The 16,194-nt window shown below is 71.8% G+C and carries 13 protein-coding genes; 8 read left to right on the top strand and 5 right to left on the bottom strand.

What is annotated here, in order from left to right; all coding sequences use genetic code 11:
- Both VGX25_RS31170 and VGX25_RS31175 read left to right on the top strand, forming a co-directional pair.
- The coding region (locus VGX25_RS31170) for a non-ribosomal peptide synthetase (protein ID WP_326921533.1) at window positions 1-2,692 on the top strand (2,692 nt) is incomplete at its 5' end.
- Between the two features lie 157 nt (window positions 2,693-2,849).
- Entirely contained in the window at window positions 2,850-3,236 is a 387-nt protein-coding gene (locus VGX25_RS31175; protein ID WP_326921555.1) for a cold-shock protein, read from the top strand.
- A gap of 110 nt (window positions 3,237-3,346) precedes the next feature.
- On the opposite strand, the gene VGX25_RS31180 is transcribed toward VGX25_RS31175, so the two are convergent.
- The 3 genes from VGX25_RS31180 to VGX25_RS31190 are packed head-to-tail and all read right to left on the bottom strand — an operon-like array spanning window position 3,347 to window position 6,344.
- Window positions 3,347-3,826 carry a DUF2771 family protein gene (locus VGX25_RS31180; protein WP_326921534.1) on the bottom strand — a complete coding sequence of 160 codons (480 nt, stop codon included), beginning with the start codon at window positions 3,824-3,826 and terminating at the stop codon, window positions 3,347-3,349.
- A 10-nt stretch (window positions 3,827-3,836) separates the two neighbouring features.
- Complete coding sequence (locus tag VGX25_RS31185) at window positions 3,837-5,477, bottom strand: MFS transporter (RefSeq protein WP_326921535.1); 1,641 nt, start codon at window positions 5,475-5,477, stop codon at window positions 3,837-3,839.
- Window positions 5,478-5,531: 54 nt separating this feature from the next.
- Window positions 5,532-6,344: a glutaminyl-peptide cyclotransferase gene (locus VGX25_RS31190; protein ID WP_326921536.1), complete on the bottom strand. Its 813-nt coding sequence runs from the start codon at window positions 6,342-6,344 to the stop codon at window positions 5,532-5,534.
- A gap of 26 nt (window positions 6,345-6,370) precedes the next feature.
- Here VGX25_RS31190 and VGX25_RS31195 point away from each other — a divergent pair, with 26 nt between their 5' ends.
- The 6 genes from VGX25_RS31195 (at window position 6,371) to VGX25_RS31220 (ending at window position 14,291) form a co-directional block, all read left to right on the top strand.
- The gene (locus VGX25_RS31195; RefSeq protein ID WP_326921537.1) at window positions 6,371-7,183 is read left to right on the top strand and encodes a DUF3027 domain-containing protein; all 813 of its coding nucleotides are present in this window, start codon (window positions 6,371-6,373) and stop codon (window positions 7,181-7,183) included.
- On the top strand, window positions 7,180-10,083 hold the full coding sequence (locus VGX25_RS31200) for a sacsin N-terminal ATP-binding-like domain-containing protein (protein WP_326921538.1): 2,904 nt from the start codon (window positions 7,180-7,182) through the stop codon (window positions 10,081-10,083). The genes VGX25_RS31195 and VGX25_RS31200 overlap by 4 nt, the downstream gene beginning before the upstream one ends.
- A 33-nt stretch (window positions 10,084-10,116) precedes the next feature.
- The gene (locus VGX25_RS31205) at window positions 10,117-11,088 is read left to right on the top strand and encodes an aldo/keto reductase (RefSeq protein ID WP_326921539.1); all 972 of its coding nucleotides are present in this window, start codon (window positions 10,117-10,119) and stop codon (window positions 11,086-11,088) included.
- 305 nt (window positions 11,089-11,393) lie between these two features.
- Window positions 11,394-12,611: an HNH endonuclease signature motif containing protein gene (locus tag VGX25_RS31210; protein WP_326921540.1), complete on the top strand. Its 1,218-nt coding sequence runs from the start codon at window positions 11,394-11,396 to the stop codon at window positions 12,609-12,611.
- 456 nt (window positions 12,612-13,067) lie between these two features.
- The gene (locus tag VGX25_RS31215; RefSeq protein ID WP_326921541.1) at window positions 13,068-13,349 is read left to right on the top strand and encodes a metal-sensitive transcriptional regulator; all 282 of its coding nucleotides are present in this window, start codon (window positions 13,068-13,070) and stop codon (window positions 13,347-13,349) included.
- A gap of 246 nt (window positions 13,350-13,595) precedes the next feature.
- The gene (locus VGX25_RS31220) at window positions 13,596-14,291 is read left to right on the top strand and encodes an ABC transporter ATP-binding protein (RefSeq protein ID WP_326921542.1); all 696 of its coding nucleotides are present in this window, start codon (window positions 13,596-13,598) and stop codon (window positions 14,289-14,291) included.
- Here the strand turns inward: VGX25_RS31220 and VGX25_RS31225 are convergent.
- Together VGX25_RS31225 and VGX25_RS31230 are read right to left on the bottom strand one after the other, a co-directional pair.
- Window positions 14,288-14,977, bottom strand: a complete 690-nt coding sequence (locus tag VGX25_RS31225) for a response regulator transcription factor (protein ID WP_326921543.1) — start codon at window positions 14,975-14,977, stop codon at window positions 14,288-14,290. The genes VGX25_RS31220 and VGX25_RS31225 overlap by 4 nt on opposite strands.
- A gap of 215 nt (window positions 14,978-15,192) precedes the next feature.
- Window positions 15,193-15,822 carry an alpha-ketoglutarate-dependent dioxygenase AlkB gene (locus VGX25_RS31230; RefSeq protein WP_326921544.1) on the bottom strand — a complete coding sequence of 210 codons (630 nt, stop codon included), beginning with the start codon at window positions 15,820-15,822 and terminating at the stop codon, window positions 15,193-15,195.
- Between the last annotated feature and the right edge of the window lie 372 nt (window positions 15,823-16,194).

Consider the following 16,194-nt stretch of genomic DNA (forward strand, 5'->3'; position numbering starts at 1 on the left):
GGCGCGGCGCGCGGGCCACGCGCCGCGCCTCGATCCACTTCCGCTCGAGTACGTCGAGTACCTCCTGTGGCGGCAGGAGTTCCTCGGCAGCGTCGACGATCCGGGCAGCCTGATCGCCACCCAGCTGCGGTACTGGCGAGAGGCGCTGGCCGGCCTGCCCGAGGAGCTCGACCTGCCGACGGACCGGCCGCGCCCGGCCGAGCCGAGCCACCGGGGCGACACCGTGCGGTTCACCATCGACGCCGAGCTGCACGGCCGGCTCGCCGAGCTCGCCCGGTCCTCGCGCACCACCCTGTTCATGGTGCTGCAGGCGGGACTTGCGGTGCTGCTGTCCCGGATGGGCGCCGGGACCGACGTGCCCATCGGGTCGGTGGTCGCCGGCCGCACCGCGGGCGCGCGCGACGGTCTGGTCGGGTTCTTCGCCAACACCCTGGTGCTGCGCACCGACACGTCGGGCGGCCCCACGTTCACCGAGCTGCTCGACCGCGTCCGCCGCACCGACGTCGCCGCGTACGCCCACCAGGGCGTGCCGTTCGAGCGGGTGGTCGACGCGATCAGCCCGGCCCGCACGCTGTCCCGGCACCCGCTGTTCCAGGTGATGCTGGTGGTGTGCGACCAGACCGGGGCCACGCTCACCCTGCCGGGACTCGACGCCGCCCCGCAGCTGATCAGCTCCGGGTCGGCCCGGTTCGACCTGTTGGCCGCGTTCCACGCGACCCTGGACCGCGATGGCCGGCCCGACGGGATCACCGGCACGCTGGAGTACGAGATCGCGCTGTTCGACCGGGACACCGTCGAGGCGCTCGCCGCCCGGCTGGTCCGGGTGCTCGAGCAGGCCGCCGCCGAGCCGGACGCTCCTATTGGGACGATCGACGTGCTCGACGAGACCGAGCGGCGCCGCCTGCTCGTCGACTGGAACGACACCGCGGTGTCCACTCCGGACGATCGCTGCCTGCACGAGCTGTTCGAGGAGCAGGTGGAGCGCACGCCGGACGCGACCGCGCTGATCTTCGACGACTTCGACGTCAGCTACGCCGACCTCAACGCCAAGGCCAACCAGCTGGCCAGGTTCCTCGTCCGGGAAGGGGTTCGGCACGGCGACCTGGTGGGGATCTACCTCGACCGCTCGCCGATCTTCATCACCGCGATGCTGGCCGTGCTCAAGGTGGGCGCCGGCTACGTCATGCTCGACCCGAAGCTGCCCGCGACGCGCCTGCTCGGCGTGCTCGACCGGTTCCGGCCGGCGAAGGTGATCACCGTGGCCGGCCGGTCCGCCCGGCTGGCCACCGCCGAGGTCGACGTCATCCGGATGGACGCCGAGATGGTCGGCCGGATCGCCTACGAGCCGGACGACAACCTGGAGGCCACCGTCGACCCGGCCGAGATGGCCTGCGTGACGTACGGCGACCGCCCGGTCGGCCTGGTCCGCACCCACCGCGGGCTGGTGTCCGGGCTGCTCGGCCAGCGGTTCCTGCAGGTCGGGCCGGACCAGGTGTTCCTGCAGTGCGCGCCGATCAACGGCGACGCGTTCGTGCTGGAGGTGTTCGCGCCGCTGCTGTTCGGTGGGGCCGTGGTGCTGCAACCGGGCCAGCGCCCGGATCCCGCGCTCATCGCCATGCTCGTGGCCAAGCACGACGTGACCACGCTGCAGCTGCCGGCCGGCCTGTTCAACCTGATGATCGACGAGTACCCGGTGGTGTTCCACGTGGTGCGGCAGGCGATCACCAACGCGGAGCCCGCCTCGGTCACCCACGTGGCCAAGGCCCTGCGCGACTTTCCGCGGCTGCACGTGGTCAACGCCTACCGGCCGGCCGCGGGCATGGGCGTGGCCGCCGCGTTCCCCGTCGCCGAGCCGGACGTCACCGAGTCCATGACCGTCCCCATTGGACGGCCGACGGCCAACACGCGCCTGTACGTCCTCGACTCCGAGCGGCGGCCGGTGCCGACCGGGGTGACCGGCGAGCTGTACGTCGCCGGCGGCTGCCTGCCAGACGGCTACCTGAACCGGCCCGGCCGGTCCGCCGACCGGTTCGTCGCCAATCCCTTTGCCGGGCTTGGGGAACGCATGTACCGCACCGGAGATCTGGCCCGGTGGCGGGCCAACGGCGTGCTGGAGCTGCTCGGCCGCGCCGACGACCACGTCACGCTGCGCGGCTCCCGGGTCGAGGTCGGCGAGATCGAGGCCGCGCTGACCGGTCACCCGACGCTGACCCAGGCGGCCGCGGTGGTGCGCGAGGACCGGCCCGGCCACCGGTGTATCGACGCCTACGTGGTGGCCGCCGACGGTCACAAGGTGTCGACCGGCGCGCTGCGCGAGCACCTGAGCGGCCTGCTGCCCGAGCACCTGATCCCGTCGACGGTCGTCGTGCTGGACGCGCTTCCGTTGACCGCCTGCGGAAAGCTCGACCGCGCGGCGTTGCCCGTGCCGGACCTCGCCTCGATGGCGACCGGGCGCGGGCCGCGCACCGACCAGGAACGGACCATGTGTCAGCTGTTCTGCGACATCCTCGGCGTGCCCGAGGTGGGCATCGACGACAGCTTCCTCGACCTCGGCGGGCATTCGGTGCAGGCCGCCCGGCTGATCAACCGGATCCGGTCGACGTTCGGCGCGGAGATCAACATCCGCACCGTGTTCGAGTCGCCGACCGTCGCCCGTCTCGTCGAACGATTGACCGGAGCCGCCCGTCCCTGAATCCCGCCGCGGACACGTACCCTTATGGGACGGTGTGCCGAAGCTAATACGTGACCAGGTGACTTCTCCATGTCAGGGGGGTTGGCATAGGCTAGCGGGACGCGTCTCGGGTACTCCTGGGGCGCGTTCGTTGTGCGACTGAGGAGCGGTGAGGGCTGTGCCGACCGGCAAGGTCAAGTGGTACGACTCGGAGAAGGGCTTCGGGTTCGTCACCCAGGACGGGGGCGAGGACGTCTACGTCCGCTCCTCCGCGCTGCCCCCGGGCATCCCGGGGCTCAAGGCTGGCCAGCGGATCGAGTTCGGCGTCGCCGACGGCCGCCGCGGCCCGCAGGCGCTGTCCGTCCGGCTGCTGGATCCGCCGCCCTCGGTCGCCGAGGCCCGCCGCCGCCCGGCCGAGGAGCTGCACGGCCTGGTCGAGGACATGATCAAACTGCTCGAGGCCAAGGTCCAACCCGACCTGCGCCGCGGCAAGTACCCCGACCGCAAGACCACGAAGCTGGTCGCCGAAGTGGTCCGGGCCGTCGCGCGGGAGCTGGATCCATAACCACAACCTGTGGACAACCGGGCTCGCTGGAAGATCATCGTTGGTTTCGGGCGGTAAACTGCCCACGAACCCGCCCCCCACCCAATATTCGGGGTGGGGGCTGCTTGCTGTCAGGTCGATTCGATCTGTAGTGACCAGACGGCGCGGGCGAGGAGTTGGATTTCGCTGGTGGCGCCGGGTTCCTGTTTGGCGCTGGCCTGTTTGATCTCGATGGTCTGGAGTTGGGCGTCGGGGGTGGGGGGTTGGACGGTGTAGTCGCTGCGCTCGTGGGGGACGAAGGTGGCGACGGTCTCGGGGTCCTTCTGCTCGCCGGTGGCGGTGCGGTACTGGATGACGACCGACCAGGGGGAGTCGGCCACCTCCCTGGGCACCGTGACGGTGACCGGCTTGCCTGGGGGGACGGGCATCCTGGCCTGTGCGGCGTCGTCGCGGTCGCACTTGGTGACCATGACGTCGCAGTGCAGGAAGGGGCGCGCGGACACCGTGGTGCCCTCGGCGGTGAAGGACACCTCGGGCAGCGGCGGGGGATCGTCCCCGCATGCGGCCAGCAGGAGCGCCGTGGCGGCGAGGGCGATCGGGATGCGGTGCACGGGCACGAGGCTAACGAGCGGTCGCGCCGCCGAACTTGGGGATGAGCGTGGCGCCCTGGCGGGCGACCCAGGTCTGGGCGAGGCCGAGGCCCAGCAGGAGGGACACGACGAGGAAGCCGATCCAGTAGGTGGGCGGCAGCAGCAGACCGACGGCGCCGCCGAACACCCAGGTGAGCTGCAGCGCGGTCTCGGAGCGGCCGAACGCCGAGGCTCGGGACTCCTCGGGCAGGTGGTCCTGGATGACCGCGTCCAGGTTGTTCTTGGCCAGCGCGCTTGCCGTCGCGCCGACCAGGCCGACCAGCGCGGCGGTGGCGACGCCCGGCGCCACGGTGGCGACCAGGGTGGAGGTGAGCGCCGCGATCACGCAGCCGATCACCACCGTCTCCGGGTGCCCGACGTGCATGCGCGCGCCGACCGCGTTGCCGGCGAAGCTGCCGAGGCCGGCCGCCGCCGCGATCAGGCCGAGCAGCATGAGCTGGGTGAACGCCGCGCCCTCGTGCTGCGCGCGCACGGCGAACGCGGCGAACATCATCAGGAACCCGGTGAGCACCCGGATGGTCGCGTTGCCGGCCAGCGCGGAGATCACCTGCTGGCCCATGGGTTGCCGGCGCGGCCGGGTCGGGTGCGGCGACAGGGTGGCCGGCACCTCGCCCTCGGTCACCTCGACCCAGGCCGGGATGCGCAGCGCCTGGCCGGCGCCGACCACGCAGATGAGCACGGTGAACCACATCGCGCCCGGCGAGCCGAACAGGTTCGCCAGCAGCGCGGCGACGCCGCCGAACACGGTGCCGGCGGCGAGACCGAACACGGTCAGCCGGGCGTTGGTCTTGGCCAGCGTGATCTCCGGCGGCAGCACCCGCGGCGTCATCGCGGCCTTGAGCACCGTGAACGACTTAGACAGCACCATCTTGCCCAGCGCGCCCGGGTAGAGCAGCCAGCTGTCGAAGTTGGTGGCCATCAGCAGGCACATCAGCGCCTGGCCGATCGCCGCGAGGCACATGGCCAGCCGCCGCCCGCGCTGGATGCGGTCCAGCGCCGGGCCGATGACCGGGGCGATCAGCGCGAACGGGGCCACGGTGATCAGCAGGTAGAGCGCGACCTTGGCCTTGCTGGAGTCGGTGCTGGCCGGGGAGAAGAACAGCACGTTGGCCAGCGCCACGGCCATCGCGGCGTCGCTGGCGTAGTTGAGCATCGTGGCGTAGGTCAGCGAGGTGAGCCCGGACTTGTCGGCGCCGTCGGCCCGCGTCGCGCGGCGGAAGGCCTGCACGGCCTGGCTGGTGAGCTGGCGGCTGCGCAGCGCGGCCACCCGGGTGACGGTCAGCTTCTTGGGGTACTGCTGCGGGGCGCCGGGGTTCGGCACCGTCCGGCGGTAGCCGGCGTCGACGTCACCGTAGGTCTCCACCGGTGGCGGCTCGTCGCGTTCCAGCCGCCTGGTCGGCGGGCGCGGTGGGGCGTTGCGCCATTGCGGAGGCGGAGGAGGCGGCTGCTGCGGGGGAAACTGGCGCTGCGGCGCGTGGTGCGGGTTGCGGCGCACCGGTTGCGTGCGCCGCAGGCTCTCCTCGTCGTGCTGCGGGATGGCGTGCGTCGGCGGCTCGCGCCGCTGACCGGCCGGCGCGTTCCGCTGCGTCCAGTCCCGGCGCTTGCGACTCACTCTTCCATCCTGCCGTACCCGCCACCTCGATCGCAGACATATCCCCTGGCGCGGTCAGGTGGGTGCCGGGACGAACCGCACCCGGAACATCTTGGGCCAGTACTTGCCGGTGACCAGGAACTCGTCGGTGCCGGGGATGGCCGCGATGCCGTTGAGCACGTCGGTGTTGGCCCGGTCGGCGGGCGGCAGCAGGCCGGCCAGGTCGATGCGCGCGGTCACCCGGCCGGATCCGGGATCGATGCGCACGACGGTGTCGGTCTGCCAGATGTTGGCGAACACCGCGCCGTGCGCGCACTCCAGCTCGTTGATCTTGCTCACCGCCGTGCCGCCGGCGGACACCCGCACCTCGCCGGCCGGCTCGAAGGTCTGCGGGTCGCGGAAGGTCAGCCGGTCGGTCCCGTCGCTCATCACCAGCCGGCCCGCGGCGGTGTCGTGGCACAGGCCCCAGCCCTCGCCGGGGTAGCTGACCCGGCGCAGCTCGGCGAGCGTGCCGCGATCCCGTTGGATGGCAACGCCTTCCTGCCAGGTGAGCTGCCAGATCGTCGGCCCGACCGCGGTGATGCCCTCGCCGAAGAGGTCCCGCGGCAGCGCGGTCTGCCGCCGCACGGCGCCGGTGGCCGGGTCCACCTCCCGCAACGTGGAGTGGCCCTCGAGCCCGGTGCCCTCGTAGAGCGTGCCGTCGACCAGCTCGAGCCCCTGGGTGAACGCGCTCGGATCGTGCGGAAGCACCTGCAGCACCTCGGCGCGCAGCCGGTCCGGAGCGCCGGGACCGCCGCTGTGGTCGCTGCCGCCGCCGGTCCGGCCGGCGCCGCAGCCCGCGAGCAGCGCGGCCAGCAGGACTACGGACACGCCAGTGGAACGGCTCACGAGTCAATGTTGCACAATCGTGGGTGATGAACTCCACGCCCGTACCCGAAGCCGCGCCGGCCGAGCTCCTGGCGGCCGTCGAGCTGGCCCGCGCCGCGGCCGAGGAGGACGCCGGCGAGCAGGAGGTCGGGGAGCACGTCGGGGTGCAGTTGGAGGAGGGTGGCGCCGCCACGCACCTGTTCGACGCGAACCGGCCCGGCTACCGCGGCTGGTGCTGGGCGGTCACCGTGGCCAGCGCCGGGCCGGGCACGGAGGTGACGGTCAGCGAGGTCGTACTGCTGCCGGGGCCGGACGCGCTGATCGCCCCGGAATGGGTGCCGTGGCAGGAGCGGGTCCAGGCGGGCGACCTCGGCGTCGGCGACCTGCTGCCGACCGCGCCGGACGACCCGCGGCTGGTGCCGGCGTACCTGCAGTCCGACGACCCGGTGATCGAGGACACCGCCACGGAGCTCGGCCTCGGCCGGGTGCGGGTGATGTCCCGGCCGGCCCGGCTGGAGGCGGCCAAGCGCTGGAGGGCCGGCGAGTTCGGCCCGCGCTCGGACATGGCCCGCGGCGCGCCCGGCCACTGCGGGACGTGCGGGTTCTACCTGCCGATCGCCGGCGCGCTGAGCGCCGCGTTTGGCGTGTGCGGCAACGAGATCGCGCCGGCCGACGGCCACGTGGTGCACGCCGAGTACGGCTGCGGCGCGCACTCCGAGGCCGAGGTCGAGCAGGTGTCCCCGGTGCTCGTCGCGGACCTCATCTACGACGACGACGCGCTGCTGGACATCGAGGTGGTCGACCGGAACGGCGCCGAGGAGCAAGGGCCCGAGCCGGCGGACCCGCCGAACGCGGAGTGAGCGCCGACCCGTTCGGCACGGCCGCGCTGCGGGAGTCGGTGCTCGCCGGCTGGCGCAGCTCGCCGACCAGGTTCCGCGAGGACGCCAACGCCGAGGAGGACCTCTACCTCGGCGGCTACCGGGACCGGTTGCTCGTCGAGCTCGCGCAGAACGCCGCCGACGCCGCGATGACCGCCGGTGTGGCGGGGGTTCTCCGTGTGTCCATTGTGGATGGTGAGCTGCGCGCGGCGAACACCGGCGCCCTGCTGGACGCCGACGGGGTGGCCGCGCTGGCGTCGCTGCGCGCCTCGGCCAAGCACAGCGGGCACGTGGTGGGCCGGTTCGGGGTGGGGTTCGCCGCGGTGCTGACGGTCAGCGACGCCCCGCGGGTGGTGTCCCGGTCGGGTGGCGTCGAGTTCTCCGCGGCGCGGACCGCAGAGGAGTTGGCGGCCGTGCCCGAGCTGTCGGCCCGGGTGGCCGACCGGGGCGGGCGGGTTCCGGTGCTCCGCCTTGCCTGGCCGGTGCCGGAGACCGAGCCCGGTCCACCTGACGGGTTCGACACCGAGGTCAGGCTTCCGCTTCGCTCCGATGTAGACGGTCAGGCGCTGCTCGCCGGGTTCGCCGACCAGATCGTGGATCTGCTGCTGTCGCTCACCGGGCTGGGCCGCATCGAGATCGGTTCGTCCGGATGGGAGCGTGCGGAGACCGATGGGCGGGTGGAGCTGCACGGGCCGTCCGGTGTTGGCCATTGGTTGGTGTGCCGGCGATCCGGGGAGCTGTCCGCGGAGGTCACGTCGCGGCTGGGAGTCGAGGCGCGGACTCGTCCACACTGGACTGTCTGCTGGGCGGTGCCGATCTCCGGGGATGGCCGTCCGCGCCCGCTGGAGTCCGACGTGCTGCACGCGCCGACACCGACCGATGAGCGGATGTCCCTGCCGGCCAGGCTCATCGCGACGCTGCCGATCGAGCCGTCCCGCCGCAGGCTCGCGCCCGGCCCGGCCGCCGACGCCGTGCTCGCCGAGGCCGCGAGGAGCTACCCGGACCTGGTCCGGCGCCTGGAACCGGTGGACCGTACGGAACTGGTGCCGCGCCCGGACTTTCCGTTGTCCGAAGTGGATGGACGGCTGCGGGACCTGGTGCTCGACGAGCTGCGGGCCGCCCGGTGGCTGCCGCCCGCGGGGGAGGACCGCGACGAGGTGCGTCCGGCCGGGGCCACGGTGCTCGACCTGCCGGCGCCGGGCCTTGCCGACCTGCTCGCCGACGCCGTGCCCGGCCTGCTCGACGGCGCGCTCGCCGGGCCCGAGCACGCCAAAGCCCTTGCCGCGCTGGGTGTTCCGCGGCTGCGGCCGGCCGGCGTGATCGAGGCCGTCACCGGGATCGACCGCCCGCCGTCGTGGTGGCGCCAGCTCTACGAGGCCTTGAGCCCGCTGGCCGAGCTCGACGCCGGCGTGCGCGAGGAGCTGGGCGGCCTGCCGGTTCCGCTGCTGGACGGGCACACCCTGCCGGGCCCGCGCGGTGCACTGCTCGTCGACGAGCTGCTCGACGAGCTGTCCGATATGGACCTCGGGTTGCGGGTCGTGCACCCGGACGCGGCGCATCCGTTGCTGCTGCGGCTCGGCGCCCGCCGGGGCGGTCCGGAAGATCTGCTGGACTCCCCGCCGTTGCGCGACGCCGTCGAGCGCAGCCTGGACGACGTCGAGTCCGGTGTGGACATCACGGGACTCGTCGACGCGGTGCTACGCCTGGTGAGCGAGGTCAGCGCGCGCCCCGGCGAGCGGCCCTGGCTCGGGGCGCTGGCCCTGCCCGACGCGGCCGGCGACCGGCGGCGCGCCGACGAGCTGGCGCTGCCCGGTTCGGCGTTCCTCGACCTGCTGGCCGGCGACTCGCCGCTGGGGGTGCTCGCCGACTCCGTGGCCAAGGCGTGGCCGCCGACCGTGCTCACCGCCGTCGGCGTGCTCGACTCGTTCGCCACCGTGGACGACGAGGAGCCGGCCGGCCCCGACCACGACCTGCCGGACGAGGCGGAGTGGTGGGACTCGCTTGCCGAGCCGCCGACCCGGGTGCTCGCCGTGCGCGACCTCGACCTGATCGCCGACGACGCCTGGCCCCGGGCGCTGCGACTGCTCGCCGGCGACCCGGTGACCTGGCCGGCCCTGCGCCAGCCGGGCGGCTACACGTCCTGGTGGATCGGCAACAACGCCGTCCTCGCCGGGGCGGCGCCGCGGTTCTGGCGGCTGCCCGGGGCGGGCGCGCTGGCCGGGCTGTACGACCCGGTGCCCGACGTGGGCCTGCCCGAGAGTGTGCTGGCCGCGATCGGGGTGCGCGGTGCGCTTGACGACGTCGACGCGTCGGATCTCCTTGCCCGGCTGGGGGATCCGCGCCGGGAGATTCCGCCGGGCGTGCTGCTGCGGGCGTATGCGACGCTCGCCGGCGCCGACCCGGCCGAGGTGGATCCGCCGGACCGGGTCCGGACGCTGACCGGGGATGTGCGCGCCGCGGAGGACTGCGCCGTCCTGGACGAGCCGTGGCTGCTCGGCCTTGTGCCCGACGACCGCCTGGTCTGCGCCGGGGACGACTTCACCCTCGCCCCCGCCCTGGCTGAGCTGCTCGACCTGCCGCTGGCGAGTGAGACCGTGCAGTTGACCGTGGACAGTGCCGGTGAGTGGGTCGGCTGGGCGGAGCTGGGCGCGGTCGTCGCCGCCTGTGACCTCCTGGGGCTGGAGGTGCCCGACGGCGGGCTGCTCGTCCACGACGAGCCCACCGCCCCGCCGTGGTGGGTCGATCGCGACGGCGCCGTGCACGCGTCCGACTCCGCCGACGCGCTCGCCCGGGCGCTGGCCTGGCTCACCGACCGCTGGGCCGACCGGCACATCCTGGCCGCGCTGATCACCGATCCCGAGCCCGGCAGCTATCTCGCTTGACCTGGAGCGCACTCCAGGTTGCAAGGTATGGGCATGAGACTGCTCGGCCGCAGCGGCATCGAGGTCAGCGACATCGGGTTCGGCGCCTGGGCGATCGGGGGGCCGTTCATGTCCGGGGGCAAACCGGCCGGCTGGGGTGACGTCGACGACGACGAGTCGATCGCCGCCGTCCACCGCGCGCTCGACCTCGGCATCACCTTCTTCGACACCGCCGACGTCTACGGCACCGGCCACAGCGAGCGCATCCTCGGCCGCGCGCTCGCCGGCCACCGCGACGACGTGGTGATCGCCACCAAGTTCGGCAACACCTACGACGCCTCCGCCAGGGTCCTCACCGGCACCGACGTGTCCGCCGCATACACCGGCTGGGCCTGCCGGGCATCCCTCGACCGCCTCGGCACCGACCGCATCGACCTCTACCAGCTGCACTGCGACGTCCCCCTCGCCCAGGTCGACGACGTCCTCGCCACGCTCGAGAACCTCGTCGACCAGGGCCTGATCCGCACCTACGGCTGGAGCACCGACGACCCCGACAAGGCCGCCGCCTTCGCCAAGGGCCAGCACTGCACCGCCACCCAGCACGTCCTCAACGTCTTCGAGGACTTCCCCGCCATGCTCGCCGTCTGCGAGATGCACGAGCTGGCCAGCATCAACCGTGCTCCGCTCGCGATGGGTCTGCTCGGAGGCCGCTACGGCGCCGACTCCGCCCGCCTGCCGGACAACGACGTTCGCGGAGACTCCCCGGCGTGGGTGGCATACTTCACCGACGGCCGGCCGTCGCCGGACTTCCTGCGGCGGCTCGAGGCCATCCGGGACATCCTCACCAGTGATGGACGAAGCTTGGCGCAGGGGGCTCTCGGCTGGATCCTCTCCCGGAGCTCCCGCACGGTGCCGATCCCGGGGATCCGGACGCCGGGGCAGGCGGAGGACAACGCGGGGGTGTTGAGGAGGGCTCCGCTCACGGGGGAGCAGATGGGGGAGATTGATCGGCTGCTCGGGCGGTAGGTTTCGTCCCGGGGGGTGGTGTGCCGGGGGGTGTTTGGGGGTCCGGGGGTCGGGCGGATTGTAGGTGCCGCGTCTCATTGTCAAGGGCGCCTTCGGCGTCGCTGCGCGATCGCGGCACTATGAGGAATAGTGCACATTTATTAATTGGCCGCGACCCTTGACAATGAGCCTCGCACGCGGCACCTGGGCAGGAAAAGGGGGCAGGGTGGCCCCTGCCCTTTGGCCCGCCCGATCCCCGGACCCCGAACAGGTGGTTGTCGGTGTGGCACCCGGGAAATGTCGGACCGGCGCGGTAAAATTGTGCTGTGAGTCAGCCGCACAGTTTCCACACTCCTGCCGGGGAGGAACTGACGGCTGCCCTGGTGGACAAACTCACCCAACGCCGGTTGTTGGACGCGGAGATTCTCGATCTGGTCGCGGAAATGCAACGCGACCAAGTGGCCTCCCAGGCCGGCTATCCCAGCCTGCCGGCCTACCTCACCGAGGCCACCCGCCTGTCCCGCCGCGAAACCAGCCGAATGGTCGCCCAAGCCGCCCAGGTCACCGAAACCGTGACTCCCACCGGGCATGTCACCCCGGCGCCGCTGCCCTCCATGCGGCAAGCGCTGCGCGACGGGGTGATCGACGGCGAGCACATCGACGCCGTCACCCAGGTCCTCACCCAGCTCCCCGAAGACACCTCGGTGCAGAATCGGGAGTTGGTCGAGTCGACCCTGGCGGTCACCGCGCGCACCAGCGAACCCCGCGTGGTCCGCGAACACGGCCGGATCCTGCTTGACCGGCTCAACCCCGACGGCCCCACCCCCACAGACGAACCGACACCAGATCGGAACTCCTTGCGCTACCAACGCACGCGCGACGGCGGCATGCGCTTCGCCGGCCGCATCGCCCGCGAGTCCGCCGACACCCTCGAAGCCCTGCTCGGCCCAGTAGCCAAACCCACCGCCGACGACACCCGCCCCGCCGACGAACGCTACGGGGATGCGTTGTGCGCGGTCATTGACCTGGCCGCCAAGTCCGAGCAGCGTCCGAGTCAGGGTGGGGAAAAGCCCAACCTCACCGTGTTCGTCGACTTCAACGCGCTGCTGGAGGGCACCGGCCTCGCCACCACCGAAGGCGGCGCCGTGCTGTGCCCCCAGGCCGTCCGGCGGATCGCCTGCGACGCCGACGTGATCCCGATCGTGCTCAACGGCGACTCCGTGCCCCTCGACCTGGGCCGGGCGCACCGGTTGGTGTCACCGAAGCTGCGCACCGCGTTGATCGCCCGCGACCAAGGCTGCGCCTTCCCCGGCTGCCATCTGCGGGCCCGCTGGTGCGACGCGCACCATATTCACCATTGGCTGCACGGCGGTGCTACTGATCAAGACAACCTCGTCCTGCTCTGCCGCCGGCATCATAAGGTGGTGCACGAGTCGGACTGGGCGATCGAAGTCATCAATCGCCTCCCCTGGTTCCGGCCACCCCGCTGGGTCGACCCCGACCAGAAACTGGTGCGCAACATCCTGCACCACCCGCGGCAGTGAGCCCGTCCGACTACCGCATCCCCCACATCCTCGGACAAATTCGCGGGTATACCCCTGCGCAAATGCCCGCCCACGCAACCCCCCTGTGCTCCCCGCGCACCCTTTCCTGTGGCCCCGGTGCGCGCAATAGGGGCGGGCCGCCAGGCCTGCCCCTATGTGGCGTGCCAAGGTGCCGCGGGAGGCTCGCGGTCAAGGGGCGCGGCCCCATTAACCAAAGCCCACTATTGCCGAAAGGGGCCGCGCTCGCGAAGCGACGCGCAGCGCCCTTGACGGCGAGTCGCGGCACCTTAAAATGCGCGCCGCGGAGCACCAACCCCGCCACCACCCAACAAACAACCCCGCCACCGCCCGCCATGCGCCTGGCCCCCGCCCGACCACACCGCGACCGCGCTGGTGTACCCCCATGGGGTAGGTACCCTGTAGTCGAGTGAGCCCCGCACACCCATGGAGCCTGCGATGCCTGGATACAGCAGCACCAAGGATGGTCATCTTAAGCGGCTTCGGCGTATCGAAGGGCAGGTGCGGGGGCTGCAGCGGATGGTGGAGAACGACGAGTACTGCATCGACGTGCTGACGCAGATCTCGGCCGCGACGAAGGCGCTGCAGGCCGTGTCGATCGCCCTGATGGACGAGCATCTCAAGCACTGTGTGGCTCAGGCGCTCGCCGATGGGGGGCAGGGGGCCGAGGAGAAGGTGCGGGAGGCGAGTGAGGCGATCGCGCGGCTCGTTCGTTCCTAGTCGTCCGCCGGGGTCTCCTCCGGTGGGGGAGAGGCGTGACAATGGGTCTTTTCGGGGTGACGGAATGTGTCCAGGAAAGTGTGGGTTGTTGTTCTGTGGCCGTGGTTGCCCGCACATTCTGGGGTTTAGTCCGAAAGGGTTTCCGGGATTTATAGCGGAGCGTGATTGTTGCGGGTCGTCCTGGTGTGAGTTCACGTCACCCGTGAGAATCGCACGACCGCGCCGCCGCCGTCCGGCTACGAGCTGGTGCTGAGCGGGGTGACCTTCGCCTACGGCCCGCACGCCGAGCCGGTGCTGCGGGGCCTGGACCTGACCGTGCCGGAAGGCAACCACCTGGCCATCGTCGGACCAAGCGGGATCGGCAAGTCCACGCTGGCCGGGTTGCTGTGGCCGGATGCGGGCACGGTGACCGGCGGCGGCACGCCCGCCGCGGAGCTGGCCTGGATCGGCGGCCGCGGTCCGGGTGCTGATCCCGCAGGTGGCGTCTTCGCCGGCACCGTCCGGGAGAACCTGACCTACCTGCGTCCGGACGCCACCCGGGCGCGGATCGCCGCCGTGGGCGCCGACCACCTGGTGGCCCGGCTCGGCGGGCTCGCCGGTGAGCCGGCGCCGGCCGAGCTGTCCGCGGGGGAGCGCCAGCTCGTGGCGCTGGCCGGGGCCTACCCGTCCCCGGCCGAGCTGGTGGTGCTCGACGGGGCGACCTGCCACCTGGACCCGGCGGCCGAGCGGCGCGCCGAGGAGGCGTTCGCCGCGCGCGGCGGCACGCTGACCGTGATCGCGCACCGGATCAGCTCGGCGCTGCGGGCGCGGCGGATCCTCGTGCTGGACGGCGCGGGCGCCGCCGTCGGCGATCACCACAGCCTGCGATCCGGCTCGCCGCTGTACCGACAGCTGCTCGGGCACTGGGGCGTCGGGCCCGTGGAACCCGTCGCCGCCGGCTAGATCCACCCGGCTTCGCGGGCGATCCGCACCGCGTCCACCCTGGTCCGCGCGCAGGTCTTGCTGATCACCTTCGACAGGTAGTTGCGCACGGTGCCCGGCGACAGGTGCAGCGCCTCGGCGATCTCCGGCCCGGACGCGCCCTCCGCGGCCAGCTGCAGCACCTGCAGCTCCCGCGGGGTGAGCGGGTTGGGTTCGACGGCCAGCGCGGCCACCGCGAGGTTGATGTCGACCACCAGCTCTCCCTTGGCGGCGCCGCGAATCGCCTCGAGCAGCCGGTCGGCCGGTGCGTTCTTGTCCACCGCACCGTGCACGTCCGCGGCGAGCAGACGCTGCACCAGCCCGGCCGGCTTGGCCGACGCCAGCGCCACGATCTGGCACTCCGGCAGCCGGCGGCGCAGCTCGGTGACGGTCGGCAGGACCCGGGAGCTCGGCAGGTCGACGTCGACCACCACGACGTCCGGCCGCAGCCGCAGCGCCACCGGCACGACCTTCTTGTCGTTGCACTTGAGCGCGGCCACAACCTCGATGTCGTCCTCCTCGGACAGCAGGCTGACCAGGGCACTGCGTAACAGGTCAAGATCCTCGGCAAGCAGCACCTTGATGATCCCCGTTCGGGGCCCATCCGGCGCCCTGCGCTCGATCGGCTCGGCCGACCCCTCCGGGGGTGGCGACGGTACTGCGCGCATTGGTGCCTTCCCTCGTGAGCGGGCCCCGACGATCACCGCCTCCCTGCATTTCGGCTGAGCTCGTTCCCACCCCCGAGCTGGGCTGGCGAGCTACGCCGCACACCGTTGACTAGATCCCGCCACGGTGGACGGTCGTTACGCGGTCGAGCGCATCGAGCTGCCAAAGATAACCCCACGGAGTGAACGCACATGATCACGGTAACGATTGTGGCTGGTCAGCTCACGCCTCGCTGACGAAACTGGACACTGATTCGCGGGCCGGCCGCCCTGGTCGTCTTCGGAATGGCGTGATCCCAGGTGCGCTGGCAGGAGCCGCCCATGACGATCAGGTCGCCGTGCCCGAGCAGATGCCGGATGGTCTCTGCGCCACCACCGCGCGGGCGCAGCAGGAACGGTCGGGCCGCCCCGACCGACACGATGGCCACCATGGTGTCGTCGGTGCCGCCGCGACCATTGCGGTCGCCGTGCCAGGCCACGCTGTCGCGGCCATCGCGGTAATAGCACAGGCCCACGGTGCGGAATGGTCCGCCCGGCTCGCTGGCGTAGTACGCGCTGAGCGCGTCGCGGGCGCGCCCGAGGATCGGCTCGGGCAGCGGTTCGCCTTCGTCGTAGAACTTCAGCAGCCGTGGGACATCGACCATCCGGTCGTACATCTGCCGCCGTTCGGCATGCCACGGCACGCGCTCGGCAAGGCGCTGGAACAGGATGTCGGCTCCGGTCAGCCATCCTGGCAACACGTCCACCCACGCCCCGCCGGCCAGCTCGGTGCGCCGCAGACCGTCGAGCGGCCCGAGGTCGACCGGACCCGGCTCGTCGAACAGCGATCCCTGCAACGGCATGGCCATGCCGGACAGCCTAACTCAGTATCGCACACATGTTCAACTCGTGCAATTCGGGCTATTTATTTGTGCTATTTCCAAATACGGACTGATGTGAGTGACGGTGTCATGCCCGCGCTGGTCCGCTTGGCCCAATACCCGGTTGCGCAGCGTGCCCTACCTGCGGCGAGCTACCGCCACCCGGGTGATACCGAGTGGTAGCTTTTACCGTTTGCACACCCCTTAGGGGGTATTAGCTTGAAGCATTGATCGATAGATTGGTCTATCCCGCAATACTCAAGTATGGGAAGATAACCACTAGCGTCCACCCCTGCGCGGACGCAGTCACACAGGCCAAACGGGGAACCGGTGTCGAGCCGGGGGGTAGCCGCGTCATCG

This window comes from Actinophytocola sp. (assembly GCF_035942955.1).
GTDB lineage: Bacteria > Actinomycetota > Actinomycetes > Mycobacteriales > Pseudonocardiaceae > DASYTH01.